This window comes from Pseudomonadota bacterium, from assembly GCA_016719885.1.
GTDB lineage: Bacteria > Pseudomonadota > Gammaproteobacteria.
Genome location: JADJYF010000004.1, coordinates 253541 through 276905, shown reverse-complemented (window position 1 = coordinate 276905; position 23365 = coordinate 253541). Strand labels below are relative to the sequence as shown.

Below are 23365 nucleotides of genomic sequence, written 5' to 3'. Positions count from 1 at the left end.
GAAGAAATTCTGGATCTGGTCGAAGAACGAAGCGGCGAAATGGCGGATGTTGCGTTCTGCTCGCGCGCACCACCACCAGCGGCGCCGCGTCGCTGCCGTTGAGCCATTCGCGCAGCGCCGGCATGAACGGCGCCGTGCACACCAAGAGCGCCAGCACCCAGAACAGCGCATGCCACATCATCACGAATGGCCGTTGACGCGATAGCGCGCGGTCTTGTCCCAGCGCAGTTCGCGCCGCCTGAGCGTGTCGTCGAACAACAGCGAGGCGCAGGCGCGCGTGATGTTGATGAGGCTGACCAGGAAGTTGAGGAAATTGAGCGGCAACAGGCGCAGGCGTTTGCGCGAGCCATCGAGGTGCAGCGCCGCCGCGATCTCGAAGAAAGCCGCGTAATTGCCGAGCGCGCTGAACGACACCAGGCCAAACACCACCAGCGCGCCGCCGCGCAGCACCGGCTCACCGAGCAGGAACAAGGCAAACGCGGATACAAAGCCCAGCAACAGCAGCGGCGCCAACATGTACACGCCGAGCAGCAGCACGGCGTCCAGGCGTTCGAACAAGCCCATGCCCGGCGCGCGCAGCGTGCGGCCGAGGTGACGCAGCGCGACCTGGTTGTGGCCCTTGGCCCAGCGCATGATCTGACGATTGCGCTCCTGCCACACTTCCGGCACTTCTTCGTAGCACTCGCAGCGATTCTCGTAGACGGTCTTGAAGCCGGCCAGCATCAGCCGATAGGTAAGGTCGGTGTCTTCCGCATAGACATCGACGCGCCAGCCGCCCACCGCGCGCAGCGCCGACAGCCGCACGCCGCCCACCGAACCGCCGTATTGCGGCAGCAGGCCGAGATTCATGCGCGCCTGCTGGTCGACCTGGTAACCACCGGCGCGTTCCAGGTCGAGCAGGCGCGTGAGCAGGTTGCTCGACGTGTTGTGCGGCACCACGCGTCCCATCACCGCGCCCACCTCGGCGTCGAAGAACGGCGCGGCAATCTGCTTGATGAGGCCACGCCCCGGCACGTAGTCGGCGTCGAACACGATGAGCACATCGGAATCCAGCGCTTCCGACACTTCCTTCAGCACCGCCGCCTTGCCCCGGCATGCCCTCGCTGCGACGCAGGATGCGCAACACCTCGGGATGCCGTTCACATGCGGCGCTCATCACCGCCCAGGTGTCGTCGCTGGAGCGATCGTCGACCGCCACCACTTCGTAACGCTCAGTGGGATAGTCGACGTCCGCCAGGGCGTCGAGCGCATGGGCGATCACCACGCTTTCGTTGTGGGCCGGCACCACCACCGTCACGAACGGCCAGTCGGCGGTATCGATGTCGAGATAGGGATGGCGCTGGCGGCCGAACAGGCGATTCATGGTGAACAGCACGTGGCGCAGGGTGTAGACGATCATCAGCACCAGCACGAAATACACCACGCACTTCAGCGCAAGTACGACAGCGTGAGGGGCAAGGCCACTCATGTCATGACTCCCAACTCACCACCCACGCGTACAGCGCGATGAACACGCCGATATCGAACAACAGCCCGAACAACACGTACAACAGCGGCAGCAGCAACAGCGAGCCGGCCTCGATGAGGAGCACATGCACGAGGTACTGAAAGGGCGTGACCAGCACGATGCCGGCGATGATCAACAGCGTGCCGGCGATTTTCTTCGGCAGCGAGTATTCGAACACGTAATAGGAGAACGACAGCAGCAAGGGCACGAACAACACCAGCACCAGCGCGTATTCGAGGCCGTTGGCGACATGGCTGGCGAGACTGTAGGCGAACGGCGCGGGCGCCAGCCAGAACAGCGCCGAGGTCAGGAACTGCACGAGGCACGCGCCCCACAAGAGATAGCCGATGGGCAGCATGCGACCGCGCATGGTGAGAAACGCCACCAGCATGATCAAGGCGCAGGCCGCGACGCTGGCGCGCAGGGTGTCGATGTCGGGCGCGCTGCCGCTCAAGGCCGGAAACGGTACGCTGTAGGCCAGCGGTCCGAACAGCACGCGGGTCTGGGTGTCGAGCGCGGCGGGCAGATCGAGGCGCGGCAGCCAGAACGCGAACTCCCAGCGCCAGAAGGCGGTGATGTAATCGGCGCCCAGCCACAGCGCGAGGTAGCTGCCACCGACCAGCAGCAGCGGATGGAGCAGGCTCGCGCGCCGGAACTCGAGGCGATGCAGGGCGCGATGGCGACGTATCACGCGCCCCGAATGGCTCTGGTAGCGCAGCCGCTCCAGCAAGCCCCACGGCGTACCGGGCGCGCGCGCCATGTTCAGAATTCCTGGAACAGACCAAGCTCTACGCCATGCTGGTCATAGGTGCTGCTGACATAGCTGTCGGCGGACACGTTGATACCCCAGCGCTTGCCCAGCCACTGTTTGCAGCTCACGCGCAGCTCGCCAAAACTGATGCCGACGTTGAAGCGGTTGTCGGCGAACGGCTGGTAGGCCTGTTCACCGCCGCCTAAGCGCGCCGTGACGATGCGCTTGCCATTCTCGGCATGGGACAGCGCCACGTAGCCCGAGGCCGAGCCGACCGCGCCGGGGTGGCTGATGTTGTAGGTGGTGCCGGCCTGCACTATCCACTTCGAGGCGCTGTACCACACCGCTTCGGCCTTGAAGCCGGTGTCGGTATGGATGTCCTTGGCATCGAAGCAGGTGACGCCGAGCGTGGTGACGAGATTGCGTCCCGGCAGCCAGCGCCGGCTGACGCTGACGTCGGTGCGCAGGCGCGGCCAGTAGAAGCCACCCGAACTCGAACCGATGTTGACGGAGGTAAACCAGTCGGGACCGAACTGGTGGACATTGCCGAGCGCGCCGTAGAAGCCCTCATCGCCGAAGCGCGACAGCTCGTTGGCCTCGGCGCGCCACTGGTCGCTGGCGCCCGTGTCCAGGCGGCCACGCAGGTAGGCGCCGCGCGTGTCGGCAAAGCCGTCATTCACGTTGTAATAAATGCCGCCCGCTTCCAGTTCGCCCCCGACTCCCTCCGCGGCCTGGCCCGCGAGCGCGACGGATCCCGCGCACGCCACCACGGCGGCTCGCAGGACACGAAGCGGTCGGCGCCGGCGGCTGCTCGGCTCGAACATTCGATGCTCCGTTGCTCGCGCAAGTAAAAATCCGTGGATATGTTATAGGATTCATAGACCTATCGCGACTTATTAATTTTTCTTGGCGGATATACCCCGGAAGTCCATGAGCCAGGGCAAGCGAGCGGAAGAATCGGGCCTGCGCCCGAGACCCGGCTGAGCGCGGCGCGGGTCGAGTTCAGAAGTTGCGCGCGGCGAGCATGCGCGCCACGGCGCGCACGATGCGCGGCCCGCTGTGGCCGTCACCGAAGGGGTTATGGGGCAGCGCCCGTCGCGCCGGCCACGGCGCGCCGTCGGCCAGCATCGCCGCCAGCGCGGCCGGATCGGGCGCCAGGCGCGCGAGGCCGGTGGCGAGGATCTCGACGCGTTCCGTGCAATCGCGCAGCACCAGCAAGGGCACGCCGATCGCGGCGACCTCCTCCTGCACGCCGCCGGAATCCGACAGCACCAGGCTGCTGGCGGCGAGCAGCGCCAGGAACTCCTGGTAGCCGAGCGGCGCGATGAGTTCGACCCGTGGCTGCCCGTCGAGCATGGCGTGCAGCACCGGCGCGACCTGCGGGTTGGGGTGCACCGGCGCCACCAGCACGGTGTCCGGGTGAGCGGCCACGAAGTCGCGCACCGCGCGCACGTAGCCCGCCAGGCGCTGGCCGAGATTCTCGCGCCGGTGCAGCGTCAGGCACAGCACGCGACGTCCGGCATGGCGCGCCAGCAGCGCCGCCAACATCGCGCCCGGCCGCGCCGTCGGCAAGCCATGGGCCAGGGCGTCGACGATGGGGTTGCCGCACAGCACGATGGCTTCCGGCGCGATGCCTTCATTGACGAGATTGACGACGTTGTCGGCGGTGGCCGCGCAATGCAGGGTGCTGGCGTGAGTGATGAGCAGGCGGTTGGCCTCCTCCGGGTAGGGACTGTGGAGATTGAAGCTGCGCAGCCCCGCCTCGATGTGCACGACCGGGATGCGCAGCGACGCCGCCACCAGCGCGGCCGCCAGCGCGGTGGTGGTGTCGCCCTGCACCAGCACCGCGCGCGGCGCGAGGCGCGCGATGAGCGGCGTGAGCAGCCGTGCGGTGGTGGCGAGCAGCGCATCGACGCCCTGCCCGGGCTGCATGACGTCGAGGCGGTGGTGCACCGTGATGTCCAGCGCCGCGAGCTGGTCGCGCAACAGGTCGGCCTGCTGACCGGTGACGATGGTTTCGCAACGCAGCGCCTGCTGCGCCGCGAACGCCGCCAGCACCGGTGCGAACTTGATGGCCTCGGGGCGCGTGCCCAGCACGGCGACGACGCGCGCTCGCGGCGATGACAATCCCAGATCGAGTCCCCACCGCGGCACTGTAAGAGCCGCCCGCGGCCGCGGCAAGGCGAGCACCGCGGGTTACAGTAAACATCGTGTCCATCACCAAGCGGGGACGAGAATGAGTGGAGCGCGCACGCCGCTGCTGGTCGCGGCGCTCGGCGGCAATGCCCTGTTGCGTCGTGGCGAAACCGCCGACGCCGCCACGCAGCGCGCCAATGCGCGCCTGGCGGCGCGTGCGCTGGCGCCGCTGGCCGCCGGCCGGCAACTGCTGGTGACCCATGGCAATGGTCCGCAGGTCGGCCTGCTGGCGCTGGAACGCGAGGGCGACACCCATGCCGGTCACTACCCGCTCGACGTGCTCGATGCCGAGACCGAAGGCATGCTCGGCTACCTCATCCAGCAGGAGCTGGCCAATCAACTGCCGCGCGAGCGCGCCTGCGTCACGCTCATCACGCAGATCGAAGTGGCGGCCGACGACCCCGCGTTCGCACGGCCGGGCAAACCGATAGGCGCGGTCTACGCCGCCGACGAGGCGCACGCCATCGCCGCGGCGCGCGGCTGGCGGATGCTGCCGGACGGCAACGGCTGGCGCCGCGCGGTGGCTTCGCCGCGGCCGCGGAGCGTGGTTGAACTGCGCGTCGTTGCCCAGCTGCTGGCCACCGACACGGTGGTGATCTGCGCGGGCGGCGGCGGCATCCCGGTAGTGCGCGATGCGGCCGGGCGACTCGATGGCGTCGAAGCGGTGATCGACAAGGATGCGGCCAGCGCGCTGCTCGCGCGCCAACTCGAGGCCAGCGCGCTGCTGCTGTTGACCGATGTCGATGCGCTGTACAGCGACTGGCGTGGCGACAATCAACGCGCGTTGCGCAGCATCGGCAGCAGCGAACTCGCGCGCCAGGTGTTCGCCGCCGGCAGCATGGCGCCCAAGGTGGCGGCGGCCTGCGAGTTTGTCGAGGCCGGCGACGGCGTGGCGGCGATTGGGCGACTCGAAGACGCGGAGGCGATACTCGCCGGTCGCGCCGGCACCCGGATCGTGGCCGGCCGCCACCCGGCGTGTTGGTGGTGAGGTCTCAGCGCGTGAGCCCGCGCTCGCGCAGGAATTGCTCCACCTCGCCGCGCAGCCCCGGCGCATCGAGATCCGCGTAGTCGTAACGCACGCGCAACACCGGCTTGGTGATGGGCGCCAGCGCCGCCAGGTCGCAGGGCGTGGCGGCCACCACCAGTTCGGCATCGCTGGCGTTGATGGTCGCCGCCAGCTCGGCCAGCTGCCGCGCGCCGTAACCGAGCGCCGGCAGCACGGCATCGAGATGCGGATAGCGTTCGAATACGGCCGCCATCGCCGGCGTGGCGCTCGCGCGCGGATCGACGATGGCCGCGGCGCCCGCCGCGCGTGCCGCCACCAGCCCCGCGCCGTAGGCCATGCCGCCATGGGTCAGGGTCGGACCATCGTCCACCACCAGCACACGCTTGCCGCGCACCCGCGCGGCGGCGTCGAGGCGCAACGGTGAAGCGCCGCGCAAACACCGGGCGCGCGGATTGACGGCGGCGGCCGCGGCCAGCACCTGGCCCACCGCCTCGCTGCTCGCCTGGTCGCACTTGGCGGCGATCACGATATCGGCCATGCGCAACACGCTTTCGCCGGGGTGATAGGCGCACTCGTCGCCGGGCCGCAGCGCATCGACCAGCACGATGTGCAAATCGGGCCGCACGAACGGAAAGTCGTTGTTGCCACCGTCCCACAACAGGACGTCGGCTTCATCCTGCGCGCGCGCGAGGATCGCGGCGTAGTCGACGCCGGCATACACCACGCTGCCGCTGGCGAGATGCGGTTCGTACTCCTCCCGTTCCTCGACCGTGCACCGCGCGGCATCGAGATCGGCGCGCGTCGCGAAGCGTTGCACCGCCTGCCGCGCCAGATCGCCATAGGGCATGGGATGGCGCAACACCACCACGCGCAGGCCATGCCCACGCAACCAACCCGCCAGCGCGCGGCTGGTCTGCGACTTGCCGCAGCCGGTGCGCACCGCCGACACCGCGATCACCGGTACACGCGCCGCCAGCATGGTGCGGCGCGGCCCCAGCAAGGTGAAATCAGCGCCGCCCGCCAAGGCCGCCGAAGCGCGGTGCATGACCTCGACATGCTTGACGTCGCTGTAGGCAAACACCACTTCATCGACCGCCGCGCCGGCCAGCAGCGCGCCCAATTGCGTTTCCTCGACGATGGGAATGCCGTGCGGATAGAGCGCGCCGGCCAGCTCGGCCGGGTAGCGACGCGCGGCGATGTCCGGGATCTGCGCGGCGGTGAAGCTCAGCACTTCGTAGTGCGGATCGTCGCGGTAGACGGTGTTGAAGTTATGAAAGTCGCGCCCGGCGGCGCCCAGGATCACGACCCGGCGACGGCTCATCCGATCATCACCGACTGCCCGCCGTCGACCGGCAGGCACACGCCGGTGATGAAGCGCGCCTCGTCGGAAGCGAGGAACAGGGCCGCGTTCGCCACGTCCCAGGCCGAGCCCATCTGGCGGCCGAGCGGCACGCTGGCATTGCGCTGTTCGATGAGCTTGGCGCGATCGAAACCGGCGGCGACATAGGTCTCGATCGCCATCGGCGTGTTCATGAGCCCCGGCATGATGACGTTGGCGCGAATGCCATGGCGGGCGCCGCCGGTGGCGAGGCTCTGGGTATAGGCATTGAGCGCGGCCTTGGAGGCCTTGTAGCTGACCAGCCCGGTCGAGGCGATGGCGGCAATCGAGGAAATATTGACGATGCTGCCGGCGCCCTGCGCACGCATCACCGGCAGCACGTGCTTGCAGGTGAACATCACCGATTTCAGGTTGATGGCGAAGATGCGATCCCAGGTCTCCTCGCTCATCTGCGTCGGACCGCAGTCACCGGCGCCGGTGCCGACGTTGTTGTGCAGGATGTCGATGCGCCCGTAGCGGTGCACGCAGGTGTGGGCGATGGCCTGGCACTGCGCCTCGTCGGTGACATCGGCCAACAGCACGCTGCCGCGCCCGCCGCGCGCTTCGAGCATCACCAGGGTCTGTTCGACCGACTCCTGGTGCTTGTCGACCAGCAGCACCGTGGCGCCCTCCTCGGCGAAGCGGATGGCGGTGGCACGGCCATTGCCGATGGTGTCGCCCGGCGTCTGGCCGGCGCCGACCACGATCGCAACCTTGTCCTTGAGTCTCGCCATCGCCACCTGCCCCGCTCGAATTGCCGCGCCCGGCGACTATACACCGGCGCCGCGCGTCGACGGCGCGCGGCGCGGCACGAATTCGCAGCCGTGGCGTGCGGCGCTATCATCGCCGTTCCACACCCAAGCACCAGGAGCCAAGCATGATCGGCATCGTCGCCACCATCAAGACCAAACCCGGCCAGGGCGCCGCCTTCGAAGAAGTCGCCAGGATGCTGGCGCGGGAAGTGAACGCCAACGAAGCGGGCTGCCTGCTCTACATCCTGTGCCGCGCCGACGCCGAGGACACCTACGTGTTCATGGAGCGCTACAAGGACGAGGCCGCGGTCGAGGCCCATCGCGCCGCGCCGCATTTCAAGGAATACGGCCGCAAGATGGGTGAATTCATGGACGGGCGCCCGCAGGTGCAGGTACTGCGCGAAGTCTGATCCGCGGCCCTTGCCCCCACCCGGCACACGCAACAAGGAACACCATGACCATCTCCTTCGCCGAAATCAAACAGCGCTACGACGAAGAGCGCCGCGCGCAGAAACGTCCGACCACCATCGAGCATCTGCCCTTCACCTACGAGTCGATCACACCGGAATGGCTGACCGCCGTGCTGGCGCGGCACGAGGCCGGCGCGGCGGTGGTGTCCTACAGCCTCGGGCCGGTCGACGACGGCACCTCCAACCGTCGCCGCATCGCCATCGAATGGAACGGCGCCGGCCAGGCCGCCGGTTTGCCGGACAAATTGTTCTGCAAGGGCACCCAGAGCCTGGAAAGCCGTTACATGCTGGGCATGAACGAAGGCGTGCAGGCGGAAGTCAATTTCTACAACCTGGTGCGCCCGACCCTGCCCGTGATCGCGCCGGTCGCGCTGTTCGCGCGCTTCGATCCGGCCACGCTCAACTCCATCATCATGATGCGCGACATGAAGGACGAGGTGGAGTTCTGTCGTCTCGACACCGATTTGAGCCTCGCCCACGCGCAAAGCCAGATGCGCCTGTTCGCGACCTTGCACAGTCGCTATTACCAGAGCCCCGAGCTCGACACCACGTTGAAGCCGTTCTCGCTGTGGGAAGACTTCTTCACCATCACCTGCGACGACGCCGGCTTCACCGATGCCTGCATCCGTGGCTTCACCATGGCCGAGGCGGTGATCCCGCCGCGCCTGTTCAAACGCGAGGCCGAAGTGTGGCCGGCCACGCTGCGTTGCACCGAGTTGCACAAGACCATGCCGCGCGGGCTCAACCATTCGGACGTGCATCTGAAGAACTGGTACATCACGCCGGCCGGCGAGATGGGCATCAACGACTGGCAGAACACCGCCAAGGGCAATGGCGGGCGCGATCTCGCCTATTGCATCGGCACCAGCCTGTCGGTCGACAAACGACGCCTGTGGGAACGCGATCTCATCCGCTATTACTGCGAGGAGTTCGCGCGCGCCGGCGGGCCCAAGCTCGACTTCGACACCACCTTCCTGCGCTATCGCCAGCAGATGTTCGCGGCCCTCGCCTGGTGGACCGGCACGCTCGGCCAGCCGCCGGATGCACCGGCCATGCAGCCAGCCGAAACCTCGCTGGAATTCATCAAGCGCATGGCCACCGCGCTCGACGATCTCGACTGCCTGGATTGCGTGTGAGCAAAGCCGGCCGGATGTGCGAATGAATTCGCACCTACAGGTGCCTTGGCTCGCGGATCCTTTTCCAGAAATCGACGTCGTCCTGCGCGGCCTGGGCGGCCGCCACGATATTCGCGTCGGCGGCCACCTCGGCGAAGGGTCGCGTGTCTTCCAGGAGGCCGAGCTCGTGCAGGTAACGCGGCACGTGGCCCGACACCAGCACACGCCAATCCAGCGGCACGCGCCGCCCCGCCGCGCGGAGGATGCGCACCACTTCGGTGGTGCAGTTGCGCAGCACCGTGTTGTAGAAGCGCGGGCGGCGCGCCAGGTCGTTCATGTGTTCCACGTACAGACCGAGCAGCTTGCGGCGCATCTGCGGCGTTGATTTCAGACGGTAGCGCGCCACCTGCTCGCCACGCACATTGGTGCGCACGCGGACGACGTCGCGTTCGTCGGCGGCGATGAGGATGATTTCATAGGACTTCATGAAGCCGGCCAGGATCGACCAGCGCTCGCTCTGTTCGCGGCGCGTCTCGATGGAGAAGGCCAGCGGCGGCACGTCGCTGAACACGAAACTGACGATGAGATGGGCGACGCGCGGATCGCCCCAGGTCGACACGAACAGGTCGACGGCGGTCAGATGTCCCAGCTCATAGGGCCGCACTTCCCAGCGCGGCACGCACTCGCGCCCACTCAGCCATTCGAAATTGCGTACGTCCCTGACGACCAGCCGTTCATCGCTCAGCTCGCCGGTGGCCTGGCGCGCATTCTCCGCCACCCACGCCAGCGTCGAGACGGCGCGTATCGAGTTCCACCACAGGGTCCACAGCAATATCGCCACCAGCATCAGCAGCGGCGCGACATGCGGCGCGTGGCTGCGCAGTGCCACGCAGGCGGCGGTGAAGCCCAGCCACGCCACGGTCCACGGCCACGCACGCTCAGCCTTGCTGAAATAGAAATAGGCGGCGGCGGCGTGGAGCATGCCGAGCGCCGCCATGAGTGCCAGCACCCACGCGTCTTCCATCAACCGGCCGCTCCGTGGTCGCTCATGTCAGTGCGTACGCGGCGTGCACTCGCCGCGACACCAGCAGCGCGTACGCCAGCTTGCCGGTGGCTCGGGCCGCGCCTCGGCCCATAGCCCGCGTCGCGCGCCGCGCGCCGCCTGTTCAGCCGCGGCGCTGTCGGGGTCGCGCTGCCAGGCGCGCTTGCCCGGCAACATGGCCCAGCCGTCACGCAGCTGCGCGAGATTGAGATTGGCGCCGGCCACGAACACGTGGCACACCGGGCGACCATAGTGGTCGATGGTGTAACACTCGGCGCGCGCGGCGGCCTTGCGCGGCGCGCGCTGACGCAGCGCCGTGCGCGCCGCCTCGCCCTGGTCTTGCCCGAGCGCGCGGCGCGGCGCGTTGCGGCACGCACGCCGATCGCGGTACGGGTTCCTGGCATGTTCGACTTCCGGTGCATCGAGATCCGACAGGCGGATGGTGAAGCGCCCACCGCCGACGCCGCGCAGCACCAGCGTATCGCCGTCATCGACATCGAGCACGCTGCCCTCGAGCGTGAAGTTGATCCTGGACACGCGCGCATCGGCGGCCAGGCTCGTCACGCCGTACGCGGCCAGCGCGAGCGCGAGACAAAAACCGACGACGGCGCGCGCGATGCGCGGCGACGGGCAAGGGACAGGCGCGAAGGGAAGCATGCCCGCACTATAAAGGAAACGCCGCGCGACTTGCGGCGACCGCCGCTTGACGGCGGTCAAGCGCGCGCGCCGCGCGCCTGTCAGCATGACCAGGCTTTCCGTCCACGCAGTGCCGACATGACGCTCGCATTCAATACCATCCTGGCGGTCATCGACCCCACCACCGACAATCAACGCGCGCTCGATCGCGCACTCGGTCTCGCCGGCCAGGGCGGCGCGACGGTGCACGCCTACCTGTGCTGTTATTCCAACGCACGCGTCGAAGACTTCGCCGCCCTGCAACGTGTCGAAGTCGCACGTCACGAAGCGTGGCTGGCGGCGCTCGCGGCGCGCTATCGCGAGCAGGGTCACGCTTTCACCTGCGAGGTGGAATGGAGCGATGATTGGCGCGAGAGCATCGCGCGCGCGGCAGCGCGTCGACACTGCGATCTGATCGTCAAGTCCACCTACCGGCACAGTGCCGTGCGACGACGCTTGTTGAAGACCTCCGACTGGGTGCTGTTGCGGCGCGCCGCGTGTCCGGTATTGCTGGTCAAGCAGGAAACGATAGCGCCGCTGCGCTGCGTGCTGGCGGCGGTCGACATCCAGGCCGACGACGACGCGCATCGTCAGCTCAACAGCGCCGTCGTGGCCTTGGCCCGCCAGCTCGGCGCCAGCGCCGAGGACTGCGTGGTGCACGCGGTCAGCGCTTGCGAGGATCGCGAGCGTCAACGCCAGGCGGCGCGACTGGCGGCGCTGGCGGAGGTGGATGCAGCCCGCGCCCACGCGCTGCTGGCAAGACCGGAAGATGCCATCGTCGACTGTGCGGCGCTGGTGGCGGCGGATCTCGTCGTCGTCGGCAGCGTGGCGCGCCACGGTCTCGGCGCACTGACCTCCGGCAACACCGCCGAACGCGCGCTCGATGTTCTCGATGCCGATGTGTTGGTGGTGACCTTGCGTCATTGACAGGCGTACCATGAGCTCCAGCATGGCCAATCTCAACGTCCAGCCTGGCAAGGCACCGTCGCCCGCCGCCGCTCCCTCGCACGCGCCGCTGTGGGACATGGGCTTTCGCCCCTTCTTCCTCGGCGCCGTCGTCTATTCCGCAATTGCCATGGGGATTTGGCTCAGCGCCTACGCGCTCGGCATGACGCCGCCCGGCGTGCAGCGTTACGGCAGCCTGTGGCACGCCCACGAAATGATCTTCGGCTACAGCGCGGCGGTCATCGCCGGCTTCCTGCTGACCGCCGCGCGCAACTGGACCGGCCTGCCGACGCTGGAGCGCGGGCCGCTCGCACTGCTGTTCGCCCTATGGGCGGGCGCGCGGATCGCGTTCTGCGTGGAGTCGACGAGCTTCGTCGCGCCGGCGCTCGACTTCACCTTCAACCTCATGCTCATCTACGCCGTCGCGCGCCCGATAGTGAAAGCGCGCCAATGGCGCCAGCTCGGCATTCTCACCAAGCTGGTGCTGCTCGGCGTCGGCAACGGGCTGTTCTTCCTGGGCGCGTGGAACATCGTCGACAACGGCATGCGCTTGAGCGTGGTGGCCGGCATCTACATCATCATCGGCCTGGTGCTGACCATGGCGCGCCGGCTCATTCCGTTCTTCACCGAGCGCGGCGTCGGCGAGCCACTCACGCTGCGCAATTCGAGCGTACTGGACGGCCTGTGCCTGGCCGCCTACCTCGCGTTCTTCATCCTCGAGCTGTTCACCAGCCAGCAGCGCGTGGCCGGCCTGTTCGCGGGCCTGTTATGCGTGCTGCACGCCGTGCGCCTCACGGGCTGGTATACGCCGGCCATCCGCCCGCGGCCGCTGCTGTGGTCGCTGCACCTGTCCTATGCCCTCATGGTGGTGGCCTTTGCATTGCAGAGCGCCGCGGCGTTCGGCTTCGCACCGGCCACGCTCGCGCTGCACATGTTCGCGCTGGGCGGCATCGGCATCATCACCATCAGCATGATGGTGCGCGTCAGCATCGGTCATACCGGACGCAATGTGCACGCGCCGCCGCCGCTGGTGAAAGTGGTGTTGGCGCTGGCCGTCGCGAGCCTGGTGGCACGCGTGCTGCTGCCGCTGCTGCTGCCGGCGCAATACTTCGCGCTGGTGGTGACGGCGCAGGTTTTATGGATAGCGAGTTTCGCCGTGCTGGCGTGGCTGCTGGCGCCGATACTGCTGGCGCCGCGCGCCGACGCGACCTGAGCCTCACCGCGGACAGTGCACCCGCGCATACCCCGCGCCATCGTAGCGAGCGTGACACCGGCGCCGCTGTCACCGCGCGCGGTACGTCGCGAGTTCGATGCGCTGCGCGCCGCCGGCGTGGCGCTCGCGGTGTCCGGTTCGGCGCGCCACACGCCGGATGTATTGCTCGACCGTGGCCATGGCCCACGTCACCTGCTGGAACTGTTCGACACCCGTTATTTCCTGTCGGCGCCGCGCCAGAATCCGGACCTGCGTTTTTTCGTGGCCTATGTCATGCCGCCGGCGGCCTCGCTGCGTCGCGCACGCCTGTACGCGCGCATCTTCTACAAGGATGTGTCGCTGATCTGGCGCTCGGCCTCGCACGTGGTGCGTTCCGAACACGAGAACTGGGTGGGCAAGGGCGATGTCACGGTCAGCGTCGAAGACGGTTATGAAACGGTCTCATCCGCCGAGGAAACGACCGACCTGCCGCTGGAACTGCAAACCGCGCTGGAAGATTTGAACCGCCAGTATGCGCGCGTGAAAACCGATCAGGTGGCGGTGGAGATGGTGCTGCGCAACGGGCCGGACTCGCGCATTCGTCCTTACCGCGATTTCAGCGCGCCACGCGCGCGCGCCGCCAGCAACCCGCGCAACCGCATCAACGGCGGCAAGCCCATTGCGTGGTTCACGCACAAGGGCCGGCCCCACACGCTGCGATTCGCGCCGGGCTTCGCGCCCGACTTTGCCGGCGGCGTGCTGGAAACCAGCGCCTTGGCCAGCTCGCTGTATGGCGGCTGCCTCGAGCGCTTCCGCATCGTCTCGCACAATCGTGAAGTGCAATACATGTTCTTCGCCAGCCCGCACCAGGTGTGGATCATTCCGCCGCAGGCCACCACCACCGAGATCATGAGCTACGGAGTACGCACGGTAGGCGTGCTGGCCGACGACGATTTGTGCGTGCCGGGCTATGAATATCACTACCTCGACGAAAGCGTGTCACCGCCGGAAATGGTCAGCCAGATCCCGGCCGGCTATGTCGGCGCGGCCAGCCTCGTCGACCCGTGCCGCGCCGACGCCTCGCGCTGGTTGGACGCGTTGCCGGTCGTCAAGGAATTCCGACGGGTGGTACTGGCCGGACACCGTCGCATTGTGGGTCAGACTTCAGTCTGACATTTGATTTTATCGACACCGCATCGCAACGCCACGAATGTCAGACTAAAGTCTGACCCACAGAGACCCGGACCGAAAGGGGCTCGCCCCGCCGAGGCCCCCCGTCTACAATGCCCGCCATCCTGTTCTGACCCAACCGCGCTCGAGGGGAGCATCGCATGCGCCGGATTGAACATTTCCTGGTCCTGGCCTGGCTGCTGCTGGCGGGCCTGACGGTGTTCGCGACCGTGGTCATCATCGACACCGGCCTCATGCACGAACTGCTCGCCAATGACCGCAGCTACGTGTCGGCCATCCTGTTGGCGATGTACGTGATCGGCGCCGGCCATGCGTTGTACCGCTCATGGCTGTTGTCCACCGAGTTGAAGCACATCGCGAGCGCCGAACAGACCCTCGCCAGCGCCGGCGACAAGCCGCTGCGCCTGGTCGAGGCCAGCATCGCCACCGCCGCCGGGGCGGTGCTGCCCGCAGGTTTTCTCACCTCCTACGTGCATGACATCGTGCGCACGCGCGCCAAGAACGCGGTCGGCGCCCATGCCGAGGGCAGCGCCGGCGGCGATCTGCTCGAGGCTTATGCGGCGCGCATGCGCGGCGAGCACGAGTTCGGCTGGTTCATGATCGACCTCATGCTCAAGGTCGGCTTCGTCGGCACCTTGATAGGCTTCATCTGGATGCTGTCGTCGGTGTCCCGGCAATCGGTGATCGACGCGGCCTCCATGCAGCAGATCCTGAAGGACATGAGCTATGGCATGAGCATCGCGCTCAACACCACGCTCACCAGTCTCGTCACCGCCACCCTGCTGTCGGCGCCCTACTATCTGCTCAATCGCGGCCTCGATGAGCTGCTCGAATGCACGGTCAAGCTGACGCAGGTCGAGATCCTGCCGCGCCTCGACACCGCGGCCTGAAGTCACGCTGAGTCACGCTCATGGGTCTGCGCCTGGGGTCACGCTCGAAGTTCCAGCAGCCTTTCGATCCGATCACGGCCATCCTGTTCAAGATGATCCAGGCCCTGACCTTCTTCTTCGTGCTGGCCGTGATGTTCATGAACCCGGTGGCGAAGAAGGGCATCATCGATCCCAAGGCCGAATACATCATCACCCTGAGCTGGCCGGACAACAGCATGGAGGACATCGACCTGTGGGTCGAAGACCCGGACGGCAATCTCATCTGGTTCCGCAATCGCGAAGTGGGCCTGGTGCATCTCGACCGTGACGATCGCGGCATGTTGAACGACGAACTCACGGTCAACGGCCGCAAGGTCGCCAACCCCTTGAACCAGGAAATCGCCACCATCCGCGGCATCGTGCCGGGCGAATACGTGGTCAACGTCGTCTACTACGCGACCAGCAAGCTCGACAACGACGGCAAGATCATCGAAGACAGCACGCCCGACGGCGGCAAGCCCATCGACACCATGGTGCGCGTGGACCGCGTCAACCCGGTATTGAAAGTGGTGTACTACGACAAGGTGCCGTTGACCAAGGTATCGGATGAAAAGACCGCGCTACGCTTCACTGTCGACGCCGACGGTGAAGTGACGAACGTTGACCACACCCAGAAGTCGATCGCCATCACGCGCAATTGAGAGTGTCAGACTGAAGTCTGACCCACAATGCATTCGACTTTCCCTGTGGGTCAGACTTCAGTCTGACACCTCAGCCGATGTCGGAAGCGGCCAATCGGCCTCAGATCTTCCGCCCGCGACTCAAGGTATCCGCCAGCAGGCCTTCGCCGTGCTCGTCCAGGATCTGGATGATGGCGCGCGACAGCGCCGCCAGCAGGGAATTGGCGAACAGCAGGGGAATGGCGATGCCCAAGCCCAGTACCGTCGCGATCATGGCCTGGCCGATGCCGTGGGCGACGAGCTTGGGATCGCTGGCCCCGGAGGCGGTGATGGTCTGAAAGGTGATGATCATGCCGATCACGGTGCCGATGAGACCCAGCAACGGACCGGCGGCCACGGCCAGTCGCAGGAAACCCTGAAAGCGCTCGAGCTTCGGCACTTCACGCAACACCGCCGCCGAGATGTGCAGTTCCGCCATCTCGGCTGGCACCGCTTCACTCTTGTCCTTCTCCAGTGCCGCCAGCAGGCGGCCGAGCGGATTGCGCGGGCTCGGCTTGGACAGGTTGCGCAACTGCCAGGCCACGGCGGTGCGCACGCTGACGAGGTAGATGAGCTGGGCGAGCCACGCCGCCACGCCGATGAGACCGAGCGTGAGGGTGACATAGCCGACCATGCCGCCAACCTTGATGCGTTCGAACCAGTTCGGACGTTCGACCACCATGCCGAGCAGCGCGCCGCGCGCCGGGTCCACCAGGCCTTCGACATAGCCCGCGCCGCCCTCGGCCTTGGCCAGTGACTGCGCCAGTTCACGCAGCGCGCCGGCCGGTTGACGCTGATAGGGCACGAACACTTTCTCGCTCGGCAGCCACGCCAGGTATTGATCGTCGGCGCTCGCGGTAAAGGGGCCGATACGCAACACTTCGCGCAGCGCCGCTTCCTTGTCGCCCGGCGCCTTGAGCGGCGCCTTGAAGCGCGCCACCTGGCCGCTGGCGGTCATCTCGCGTTGCAGTTCCACCCACAGCCGTTCCAGTTCGACGATCGACGGCAGGGCCTTGGCGCTGGCGAGGCGGGTGAGAAACGCGGCGCGATCTTCTTCGCCGGCGGAGCCGAGGAACTGGCTCGCGATCAGTGACTGGCGCAACTCGCTGCCGGCATCACCCGCCACCTGGCGCGTGACGCCGAACAGTTCGCCGAGATTGCCCTGGTGTTCGGTCAGGAGCTTCTGCAGTTCTACCACGCGTTTCTCGTTGGCATCGAAGCGCGCCGACAGCGCCGCGGTGGTGGCGTCGAGCGTCGCGCGCTGGCTGGCCACGCCGTTCAGGAGCTGCTGCTGCTGATCGAACGCGCGCTGGAACTGCGCTTCACGCTGCTTGTTGAGCTTGGCCTCCTCGTTGCGCAGCGCCGTGGCCTTTTGCGCCAGTTCGTCCAGCGACACCGCCGCGTGGCCAGGCAGCGCCAGCAGCAGCGCGAGACACAGCAACACGCGACGCGCCATCATGATTTGCCCTGCCGGGTCGCGATGGCCTGCAGGTAGGCGCGCGCGTACTGGCGCTCGCCGTGCTGCGCGGCCTGCTCGAAGGCGGCGCGCGCCTCGTCGAGCTTGTTCTGGTTGTAGAGCGCGATACCGAGGTTCAGGGCCACGCCGCCCGGGGCCTTGAGGCCGCCCTTGGCCAAGGCCTTGTTGGCGGCAGCCTCGGCGGCCGGCCAGTCGTTGCGCTGCAGGTGGATTTCGCTGATGCGCGCACCGATGTTGGCGTCGTTGGAAAGATCGAAAGCACGCTGCATGGGTTCGACGGCCTTGCTGTATTCGCGCGCCGCCAGCCACGCGTTGGCAATCTTCTGATACACCGCCGCGTCGGCCTTGACGCGCTTCTGTTCGAGCGCCTGGCTGAGATAGGTGGCGGCGCGATAGGGGATCTTGGCGTACAGCAGCTGGTCGGCGACGCGCAGGGTTTCCTCCTGCTCGGTCAGCATGCCGGCGTGGTCCATGAGTTCGGTGATGACCAGCGCGCGATCATGTAACTGTTGCTGGCCATAGACCGAGGCGAGCTGCTGCCAGCCGGCCTTGTCCTGCGGCGCGGCGCGCACCTGGTAGGTGACGAGCGGCACGGCCTTGTCCCATTTCTCGAGATGCAGGTACAGGGCCAGCAGCAGCTGCACCCAGTTGGGCTGCGGCTTGTCGCTGGCCTGCACGGCCTTCTCGGCCGGGTTGAGCGCACGCGCGTAATCGTTCTGCTGGTAATAGGCCATGGCCAGCATGTACCAGGCCGAGGCATTCGGCGCAGGCGCGACCTTGAACCACTCCTCAAGCGCCGCCGCGCCGTCCTTCCACTTCTCCTGGGCGAGGTAGAGCTGCGCGACCTGGAATTTCACCTGCAGCGCTTCGTCGGCCGACAGGCCACCGGCTTCCAGCGCGGCGGCGAGATGCTTGGCGGCGCCGCCGAAGTTCTCGGCGTCGTTGTCGATGGCGGCCAGGATCTGCTCGACCCGCGAGCGCTCGTAGGGCGAAAGATTCTCGAGCTTCAGCTTGCCGATGGCGGCCTTGGCGCCGGCCGGATTCTTGGCGTTCAACAGTTCAATGGCATCGTTGATGGACTTGCCGACCGCCGCGCCGATCTCCGGCGCCGCGCGCTGACCGTCAGCGCCCTTCTTCTTGTCGGCGGCCGACGCACCGCCGGCCAGCACGGCGCACAGCACCAGCAGCAGGACGCGCGCGACTTGATGGAAGGACGGCGGCATCACGACTCAGTTCTCGAGCTTGAAGCGGATCAAGGTCTGTTCACCGACACGCTCCACCGCCACGCCGTTCTCGACGCGCGGGTTGTAACGCCAGCGCAGCACCGCCTTGGATGCCGCTTCGTCGAACACGCCCTTGGGCTCGGAATCGACCACCACCAGGTCTTTCACCGTGCCGGCGGCGGTGATGGTGAAGCGCACATGCACCCAGCCCTCGATACCGCGTTCCAGCGCACGGCGCGGATACTCGGGATTGACGCGCACCAAGGGCGCCACGCCGCGATCCGAGCCGCCGGCGGTGAGATTCATCTTCACGCCGCTGGCGTCGATCTTGGGCTGCACCATCTGCACCGGCGCGGCACTGATGGAGGTATTGTTGGCGACCGACATGCGCGGCGCCACCGGCACCTGCGCGGCGCGTTGGCGCTCGGCCTTGCGCACTTCCTCGCGCTTCTTCTCGACCTCGGTGTCCTTGCGCATGCGCGTGAATTCGATGCGCGCGGCCTTGGCCATTTCGTTGATATCGGTCGGCGACTGGATGAGACGCGCCAGGAACCAGAACATGGTGGCCGAGATCATGAGCGCCAGCCCGAAGGCCACCGGCACGCGCAGCCAGGATAGCGCCGCCATGCTCACGAGCCTCCCTGCGGCACGCCGGCCAATGACACCTGCTTGATGCCGCCGGCGCGCACTTCGTCCATGAGCTTGGCCATCACGCCGGCGCTGGAATTGCGGTCGGCGATGATGACGGCGGTGTCGTCCGGCCGCTCCACGTGCAGGCGCTCGATGGCGGCGCGCACGTCGCGGATATCGATCTGCCGGCGGTCCATCCAGATGTCGTTGTTGGCGCGCACCGCGATGAGGATGTTGCCCGACTCGCGGTGTTCGGCGGTGCTGGCATTGGGTTTGACCACCGTCACGCCCGCTTCCTTGATGAAGGAGGTGGTGATGATGAAGAAGATCAAGAGGTTCAGCACGAAGTCCAGCATCGGCGCCAGATCGATGCCGTGATCTTCCACCTCGGGATTATGGCGTCGGGACTTCACGTACGTGCCTGTTTCATTGTGAAGTGGAAAAAGTGATGTCCTGGATGCCGCCCAGGCGCACCTGGTCGGCGGCCTCGATGATGAGCCCGTTCTTGGCGCCCTCGTCGGCCAGCAGCAGCACGCCGCTGTTGGGGAACTCGGCATGCACGCGCTCGATGTTGGCGCGGATCGCACGCAAGTCCACCAGCCGGCCGTTGACCGCGATGTCGCCGTTGGCGAACACGTTGACCGTGATCGAGGAATTGTCCGAACTCGACTGTTCGAAGCTCGACGGCCGGTTGACCTCGAGGCCGTATTCCTTGACGAAGATCGCGGTGATGATGAAAAAGATCAGCAGGTTCAGCACGAAGTCCAGCATCGGCGCGAGATCGATGCCGTGCTGCGATTCGTGCTCCTCGTTGCGATAACGACGCATGCGCATGGCGGTGGCGCTCAGAAGCTCAGCTGGTCGGCCAGCAGTTCCGTCTCACGACGGGCCCGCGCGCGGAAGTAGTGCACGGGATACAGGCCCGTGATGCTGACCGTGAGTCCGGTCATGGTGCAGATCATGGCGTGCGACACACCGCTCGCCATGGTGCGCGCGTCGGCGCTGCCGCGCAGCGCCATCGAATCGAACACTTCCAGCATGCCGCTCACGGTACCGATGAGACCGAGCAGCGGCGACAGCGGCACCAGCACCTGCAGCAACGGGAAACCGGTGGTCATGGCAACGTTGACGCGCGAGATCATGGCCTCGCGGATCTGGCGCGCGCACCAGGACGTACGATCGCCGCGCGCCAGCCATTCGGCTTGAGCCTCGCGCGACAATCGCGGCAGCACGCGCATGAAGAACCACCAGCGCTCCAGCACCAGCGTCCACAGCACCACGCCGCAGGCATAGATCCAGAAGACAAAGGGGCCGCCGTCATCGATGAGATGACGTACCGCGCCGACCATCTGGCCGAGCACGCCGAAGCCGCCGGCCTCAAGCACCGCGCTTGCGCTCCAGGGTGGCGGCCAGGAGGCCGGTGCTCTGCTCGTCGAGGATCTGCACCACGCCGCGCGACAGCGTGGCGAGGATGGAATTGCCGAACAGGAGCGGGATGGCGATGCCGAGACCGGCGACCGTCGCGATCATGGCCTGGCCGATGCCGTTGGCCATCAGCTTGGGGTCGCTGGAGCCCGATTCGGTGATGGCCTGGAAGGTCACGATCATGCCGATCACGGTGCCGATCAGGCCCAGCAGCGGGCCGGCCGCGACCGCCAGGCGCAGGAAGGCCTGGAAGCGCTCGAGCTTGGGCACCTCGCGCAGCACCGCCTCGGAGATGCGCAGTTCGGCGATGTCGGCTTCCTGTTCGATGCGCTCGGCGTCGCCCTTGAACGCCAGCAGCACGCGGCCGAGCGGATTCATCTTGCTGAGCTTGGTCAGATCGCGCAGCTGCGACCACACGCCGACGCGCACCACCACCAGGTACAGGAACTGCACCAGCCACAGCGCGAGGCCGAGGGCGCCGACCGCCAGGATCACGTAGGTCACTTCACCGCCGCGGTGCACGCGTTCCTGCCAATTGGGGCGCTCGACGTACAGCGCCAGCAGCGCGCCGCGCGACGGGTCGACCGCGGCCTTGACCGTGCCGGTGTCGGCCTTGGCGAGGTTCGCCGCCATGTCGCGCAATTCGGCGGGCGGCTGGCGCGACAGGCGCACGAAGGTCGTAAGCTCGGGAATGAAGGACAGGTAATCGGCGCCGGCGCTGGCGGTGAAAGCGCCGATGCGCACCACCTCCTGCTCGGTCTGGCCACCGTTGGGCTGGCCGACCTTGGCCTTGAAGCGCGCCACCTGGCCAGCCAGCGTCATCTCGCGCAGCAGCTCGGTCCACAGGCGTTTCAGCTCCGCCGCGCCCGGCGCGGCATCGGCTTCGGCCAGCGTGCGCAGCGCCGTGACGCGGTCGTCCTTGCCCTGCGCCGCGAGCTCGGCGGTGGTCATGGATTGCTGCATGAGCGTCGCGCTGTCGCCCGCCACCTGGCGCGCCAGGCCGAACACTTCGGCGAGGCCGAGGCTGGCAAGGTCATCCTTCATGCGCTTGTTGAGATCGGCGAGCTTCAATTCGTTGGCGTTGTACTTGTCGAGCGCGGCACGACTGGCGGCCTCGGCCGCGGCGCGCGCGGCCAGCGCTTCCTTCAGCATCTGCTCCTGCTGGGCGCCGCCCGCGGCCTTGTACTTGCCAGCGCGCTCGGCGGCGAGGGTGGCGCCGGCCGCCGAGTTGTTCTCGGTCTGCTCGAGGAGCTCGCCGAGATCGGCGGCGGCGAAGCTGGCCTGCGCGGCGCCGAGCGCGACCAGCAGGGCGAGGCGACGAAGGACGCTGTTCATCAGGACTTCTCGCCCGCGACGGGCGCCGGCACCGGCACGCGCAGCAGGTCCGGCGCGCCGATCTTCTTGGCCACGTGCAACGCGTCCTTGACCGCCTTGGCGTAGCTGTCGTCGCGCTGCCATTCGCGCTTGGCCTGGTTCCAGTAGCCGGTCTCGCCGCCGTCCAGCGTCTGGTACATCAGCGACACGCGGCCGAGGCGCACGAAGTCGACGATGCGCGCGGCATCGCCTTCGCCGAGCTTGCCCTGGTAGGCGTCGAGCGTGCGGCCGTATTCGAGTTCTATCTGGTAGGCCTCGAGGATGCGCCGGTATTTCTCGGCGATGGCGACGTCGGCGCGCTCCATCATGTCCTTGAGATTGGCCACCCGCTTGCTGCGCTCCTCGAGCAGGAAGGGCGCATCGAGGCTGACGAACTGGTCGAGGGTTTCGACCATCTGCTGCATGAGGGGCTGCACTTCGCGCTCGGTGACCTGCAGGGCGCCGAGCTGCTGTTCGAGGGAGGCGACCTCGGCGTCCTGGCTCTTGACCTGGCGCGCGAGCTGTTCGTTGTACTTGTTGAGGGAGTCGACGTCGGCCAGCGCCTGCACGTACTTGGCGGCGATGCCCTGGGTCTGTTCGTCGAGCGCGTCGATCTTCTGTTGGGACGCCGCCGCCGCCTTGTCGGCCTCGGTCTGCGCCGCCACGGCGTTGGCCAATGGTTCCGCCTGTGCGCTCCATGAGCCGCCGGTCACTCCGACCGCGAGCAGCGCGCTGAGCGCAAGCTGCCGGCGGCGTGCATCGTTGATACCGATCACTCCGAATACCCCTATAGACGTAGCGAAAAAAGTGTATCGGGTCGCGTCATGCATTGAAAGCAGCGCGCCGCGCCCACACCCGGCCGCGAGGCCGCGGCGTGACAGCGCCTGTCGGGCCAGCGGCCATCACCACGAAAAAGGCGTGGAATTCGGCTGAAAAAGCCGGTTTGACACCCCCAGGGGGCTTACGCACAATGGCGCGCCGCGCGCCAGGGCGAACTTTCGGCGCGGGGCGTTCTCATATGCATTTCGTAATTTCTTATAGAAGAAGGAGTGGGCGCGCAGCGTGCCCGTGGATGCCATGACTTTGCGTTTCGTTTTGCTTGCCGGAGTGGTCGCACTGACCGCGGCCTGCGCCTCCAACACCATCGTCCCCAACTACAGCGCCTCCAACCCGAACATGAAAGTCGGCAACGAGCGCCCGGAAGACACCGAGGACACCATCGAGAATGCCGGTTCGTTCTGCCTCTCGATCAGCGAGAAATGGCATAAGGACGGCAAGACGCCCGACGACAAGGCGCTGTGGTCCAAGGACACCTTCCGCAAGGTCGTACCCTGCCCCTGAGGCGCGTTTCGTTCCGCTGACGCGGTAGGCCGGCGGCGCGACCGGCCCCGACCGCATCCAAGCCTCGATGATCGAGCGGCGGCCACCGGGCCGCCGTCACGCGCCCTT

The 23365-nt window shown here is 67.0% G+C and carries 24 protein-coding genes and 1 pseudogene; 9 read left to right on the top strand and 16 right to left on the bottom strand.

The genetic code is table 11. From position 1 onward, the window contains the following. Window positions 1–180: 180 nt before the first annotated feature. The 4 genes and pseudogenes from IPM80_04960 to wecB all read right to left on the bottom strand — a co-directional run bounded on the left by IPM80_04960 (window position 181) and on the right by wecB (window position 4385). Window positions 181–1432: pseudogene (locus tag IPM80_04960) on the bottom strand (glycosyltransferase family 2 protein). 37 nt (window positions 1433–1469) lie between these two features. Next, window positions 1470–2267 (bottom strand): hypothetical protein, encoded by a 798-nt coding sequence (locus tag IPM80_04955; protein MBK8957782.1) that lies wholly within the window; start codon window positions 2265–2267, stop codon window positions 1470–1472. A 2-nt stretch (window positions 2268–2269) separates the two neighbouring features. Then, window positions 2270–2938 carry a YaiO family outer membrane beta-barrel protein gene (gene yaiO, locus IPM80_04950; protein ID MBK8957781.1) on the bottom strand — a complete coding sequence of 223 codons (669 nt, stop codon included), beginning with the start codon at window positions 2936–2938 and terminating at the stop codon, window positions 2270–2272. A 322-nt stretch (window positions 2939–3260) separates the two neighbouring features. Further along, a complete protein-coding gene (gene wecB, locus IPM80_04945) occupies window positions 3261–4385 on the bottom strand; it encodes a UDP-N-acetylglucosamine 2-epimerase (non-hydrolyzing) (protein MBK8957780.1) in 1125 nt (374 codons plus the stop codon). Between the two features lie 109 nt (window positions 4386–4494). Between wecB and IPM80_04940 the strand changes: the two genes are divergently transcribed. Beyond that, window positions 4495–5442: a carbamate kinase gene (locus IPM80_04940; GenBank protein MBK8957779.1), complete on the top strand. Its 948-nt coding sequence runs from the start codon at window positions 4495–4497 to the stop codon at window positions 5440–5442. A 4-nt stretch (window positions 5443–5446) separates the two neighbouring features. Here IPM80_04940 and IPM80_04935 read toward each other — a convergent pair whose 3' ends face one another. Both IPM80_04935 and IPM80_04930 read right to left on the bottom strand, forming a co-directional pair. Beyond that, a complete protein-coding gene (locus IPM80_04935; GenBank protein MBK8957778.1) occupies window positions 5447–6781 on the bottom strand; it encodes a GTPase in 1335 nt (444 codons plus the stop codon). Beyond that, window positions 6778–7572, bottom strand: a complete 795-nt coding sequence (locus IPM80_04930) for an SDR family oxidoreductase (protein MBK8957777.1) — start codon at window positions 7570–7572, stop codon at window positions 6778–6780. The genes IPM80_04935 and IPM80_04930 overlap by 4 nt, the downstream gene beginning before the upstream one ends. Window positions 7573–7715: 143 nt before the next feature. Here IPM80_04930 and IPM80_04925 point away from each other — a divergent pair, with 143 nt between their 5' ends. Together IPM80_04925 and IPM80_04920 are read left to right on the top strand one after the other, a co-directional pair. Beyond that, window positions 7716–8000, top strand: coding sequence for an antibiotic biosynthesis monooxygenase (locus tag IPM80_04925; protein ID MBK8957776.1), 285 nt, complete (start codon window positions 7716–7718; stop codon window positions 7998–8000). Between the two features lie 44 nt (window positions 8001–8044). Then, on the top strand, window positions 8045–9196 hold the full coding sequence (locus tag IPM80_04920) for a phosphotransferase (protein ID MBK8957775.1): 1152 nt from the start codon (window positions 8045–8047) through the stop codon (window positions 9194–9196). A gap of 34 nt (window positions 9197–9230) precedes the next feature. On the opposite strand, the gene IPM80_04915 is transcribed toward IPM80_04920, so the two are convergent. Continuing rightward, window positions 9231–10199 carry a DUF4105 domain-containing protein gene (locus tag IPM80_04915; protein MBK8957774.1) on the bottom strand — a complete coding sequence of 323 codons (969 nt, stop codon included), beginning with the start codon at window positions 10197–10199 and terminating at the stop codon, window positions 9231–9233. A 27-nt stretch (window positions 10200–10226) separates the two neighbouring features. Beyond that, window positions 10227–10781: a thermonuclease family protein gene (locus IPM80_04910; GenBank protein MBK8957773.1), complete on the bottom strand. Its 555-nt coding sequence runs from the start codon at window positions 10779–10781 to the stop codon at window positions 10227–10229. A 210-nt stretch (window positions 10782–10991) separates the two neighbouring features. Between IPM80_04910 and IPM80_04905 the strand changes: the two genes are divergently transcribed. From IPM80_04905 to IPM80_04885, 5 genes are all read left to right on the top strand, one after another. Next, window positions 10992–11819, top strand: coding sequence for a universal stress protein (locus IPM80_04905; protein ID MBK8957772.1), 828 nt, complete (start codon window positions 10992–10994; stop codon window positions 11817–11819). 10 nt (window positions 11820–11829) lie between these two features. Beyond that, the gene (locus IPM80_04900) at window positions 11830–13050 is read left to right on the top strand and encodes an NnrS family protein (protein MBK8957771.1); all 1221 of its coding nucleotides are present in this window, start codon (window positions 11830–11832) and stop codon (window positions 13048–13050) included. Window positions 13051–13101: 51 nt separating this feature from the next. Further along, window positions 13102–14202, top strand: a complete 1101-nt coding sequence (locus tag IPM80_04895; protein ID MBK8957770.1) for a hypothetical protein — start codon at window positions 13102–13104, stop codon at window positions 14200–14202. Window positions 14203–14360: 158 nt separating this feature from the next. Next, the gene (locus IPM80_04890) at window positions 14361–15110 is read left to right on the top strand and encodes a MotA/TolQ/ExbB proton channel family protein (protein MBK8957769.1); all 750 of its coding nucleotides are present in this window, start codon (window positions 14361–14363) and stop codon (window positions 15108–15110) included. A 20-nt stretch (window positions 15111–15130) separates the two neighbouring features. Next, window positions 15131–15790: a hypothetical protein gene (locus IPM80_04885; protein MBK8957768.1), complete on the top strand. Its 660-nt coding sequence runs from the start codon at window positions 15131–15133 to the stop codon at window positions 15788–15790. A gap of 100 nt (window positions 15791–15890) precedes the next feature. Here the strand turns inward: IPM80_04885 and IPM80_04880 are convergent, their stop codons facing one another. Genes IPM80_04880 through IPM80_04845 form a run of 8 tightly spaced genes read right to left on the bottom strand, consistent with a single transcriptional unit; the run spans window position 15891 to window position 22692 of the window. Further along, window positions 15891–17267: a MotA/TolQ/ExbB proton channel family protein gene (locus tag IPM80_04880; protein MBK8957767.1), complete on the bottom strand. Its 1377-nt coding sequence runs from the start codon at window positions 17265–17267 to the stop codon at window positions 15891–15893. Next, window positions 17264–18511, bottom strand: coding sequence for a tetratricopeptide repeat protein (locus IPM80_04875; protein MBK8957766.1), 1248 nt, complete (start codon window positions 18509–18511; stop codon window positions 17264–17266). The genes IPM80_04880 and IPM80_04875 overlap by 4 nt, the downstream gene beginning before the upstream one ends. 3 nt (window positions 18512–18514) lie before the next feature. After that, entirely contained in the window at window positions 18515–19135 is a 621-nt protein-coding gene (locus IPM80_04870; protein ID MBK8957765.1) for an energy transducer TonB, read from the bottom strand. 2 nt (window positions 19136–19137) lie between these two features. Further along, entirely contained in the window at window positions 19138–19551 is a 414-nt protein-coding gene (locus IPM80_04865; GenBank protein MBK8957764.1) for a biopolymer transporter ExbD, read from the bottom strand. Window positions 19552–19564: 13 nt separating this feature from the next. Further along, window positions 19565–19972: a biopolymer transporter ExbD gene (locus IPM80_04860; GenBank protein ID MBK8957763.1), complete on the bottom strand. Its 408-nt coding sequence runs from the start codon at window positions 19970–19972 to the stop codon at window positions 19565–19567. 11 nt (window positions 19973–19983) lie between these two features. Beyond that, complete coding sequence (locus IPM80_04855) at window positions 19984–20487, bottom strand: MotA/TolQ/ExbB proton channel family protein (protein MBK8957762.1); 504 nt, start codon at window positions 20485–20487, stop codon at window positions 19984–19986. Window positions 20488–20515: 28 nt separating this feature from the next. Further along, window positions 20516–21898, bottom strand: a complete 1383-nt coding sequence (locus IPM80_04850) for a MotA/TolQ/ExbB proton channel family protein (protein MBK8957761.1) — start codon at window positions 21896–21898, stop codon at window positions 20516–20518. Continuing rightward, a complete protein-coding gene (locus IPM80_04845) occupies window positions 21898–22692 on the bottom strand; it encodes a DUF3450 domain-containing protein (GenBank protein ID MBK8957760.1) in 795 nt (264 codons plus the stop codon). Before IPM80_04845 ends, IPM80_04850 begins: the two co-directional genes overlap by 1 nt. A 301-nt stretch (window positions 22693–22993) precedes the next feature. Between IPM80_04845 and IPM80_04840 the strand changes: the two genes are divergently transcribed. Continuing rightward, window positions 22994–23257, top strand: a complete 264-nt coding sequence (locus IPM80_04840; GenBank protein ID MBK8957759.1) for a hypothetical protein — start codon at window positions 22994–22996, stop codon at window positions 23255–23257. Window positions 23258–23365: the final 108 nt, after the last annotated feature.

Bases quoted from the DNA above. Each gene is read 5' to 3' on its own strand.
- IPM80_04955 (MBK8957782.1), bottom strand. From the start codon at position 2,267: ATGGCGCGCGCGCCCGGTACGCCGTGGGGCTTGCTGGAGCGGCTGCGC.
- IPM80_04940 (MBK8957779.1), top strand. From the start codon at position 4,495: ATGAGTGGAGCGCGCACGCCGCTGCTGGTCGCGGCGCTCGGCGGCAAT.
- IPM80_04935 (MBK8957778.1), bottom strand. From the start codon at position 6,781: ATGAGCCGTCGCCGGGTCGTGATCCTGGGCGCCGCCGGGCGCGACTTT.
- IPM80_04930 (MBK8957777.1), bottom strand. From the start codon at position 7,572: ATGGCGAGACTCAAGGACAAGGTTGCGATCGTGGTCGGCGCCGGCCAG.
- IPM80_04925 (MBK8957776.1), top strand. From the start codon at position 7,716: ATGATCGGCATCGTCGCCACCATCAAGACCAAACCCGGCCAGGGCGCC.
- IPM80_04920 (MBK8957775.1), top strand. From the start codon at position 8,045: ATGACCATCTCCTTCGCCGAAATCAAACAGCGCTACGACGAAGAGCGC.
- IPM80_04915 (MBK8957774.1), bottom strand. From the start codon at position 10,199: ATGGAAGACGCGTGGGTGCTGGCACTCATGGCGGCGCTCGGCATGCTC.
- IPM80_04905 (MBK8957772.1), top strand. From the start codon at position 10,992: ATGACGCTCGCATTCAATACCATCCTGGCGGTCATCGACCCCACCACC.
- IPM80_04900 (MBK8957771.1), top strand. From the start codon at position 11,830: ATGAGCTCCAGCATGGCCAATCTCAACGTCCAGCCTGGCAAGGCACCG.
- IPM80_04890 (MBK8957769.1), top strand. From the start codon at position 14,361: ATGCGCCGGATTGAACATTTCCTGGTCCTGGCCTGGCTGCTGCTGGCG.
- IPM80_04885 (MBK8957768.1), top strand. From the start codon at position 15,131: ATGGGTCTGCGCCTGGGGTCACGCTCGAAGTTCCAGCAGCCTTTCGAT.
- IPM80_04880 (MBK8957767.1), bottom strand. From the start codon at position 17,267: ATGATGGCGCGTCGCGTGTTGCTGTGTCTCGCGCTGCTGCTGGCGCTG.
- IPM80_04870 (MBK8957765.1), bottom strand. From the start codon at position 19,135: ATGGCGGCGCTATCCTGGCTGCGCGTGCCGGTGGCCTTCGGGCTGGCG.
- IPM80_04860 (MBK8957763.1), bottom strand. From the start codon at position 19,972: ATGCGCATGCGTCGTTATCGCAACGAGGAGCACGAATCGCAGCACGGC.
- IPM80_04855 (MBK8957762.1), bottom strand. From the start codon at position 20,487: ATGGTCGGCGCGGTACGTCATCTCATCGATGACGGCGGCCCCTTTGTC.
- IPM80_04850 (MBK8957761.1), bottom strand. From the start codon at position 21,898: ATGAACAGCGTCCTTCGTCGCCTCGCCCTGCTGGTCGCGCTCGGCGCC.
- IPM80_04840 (MBK8957759.1), top strand. From the start codon at position 22,994: ATGACTTTGCGTTTCGTTTTGCTTGCCGGAGTGGTCGCACTGACCGCG.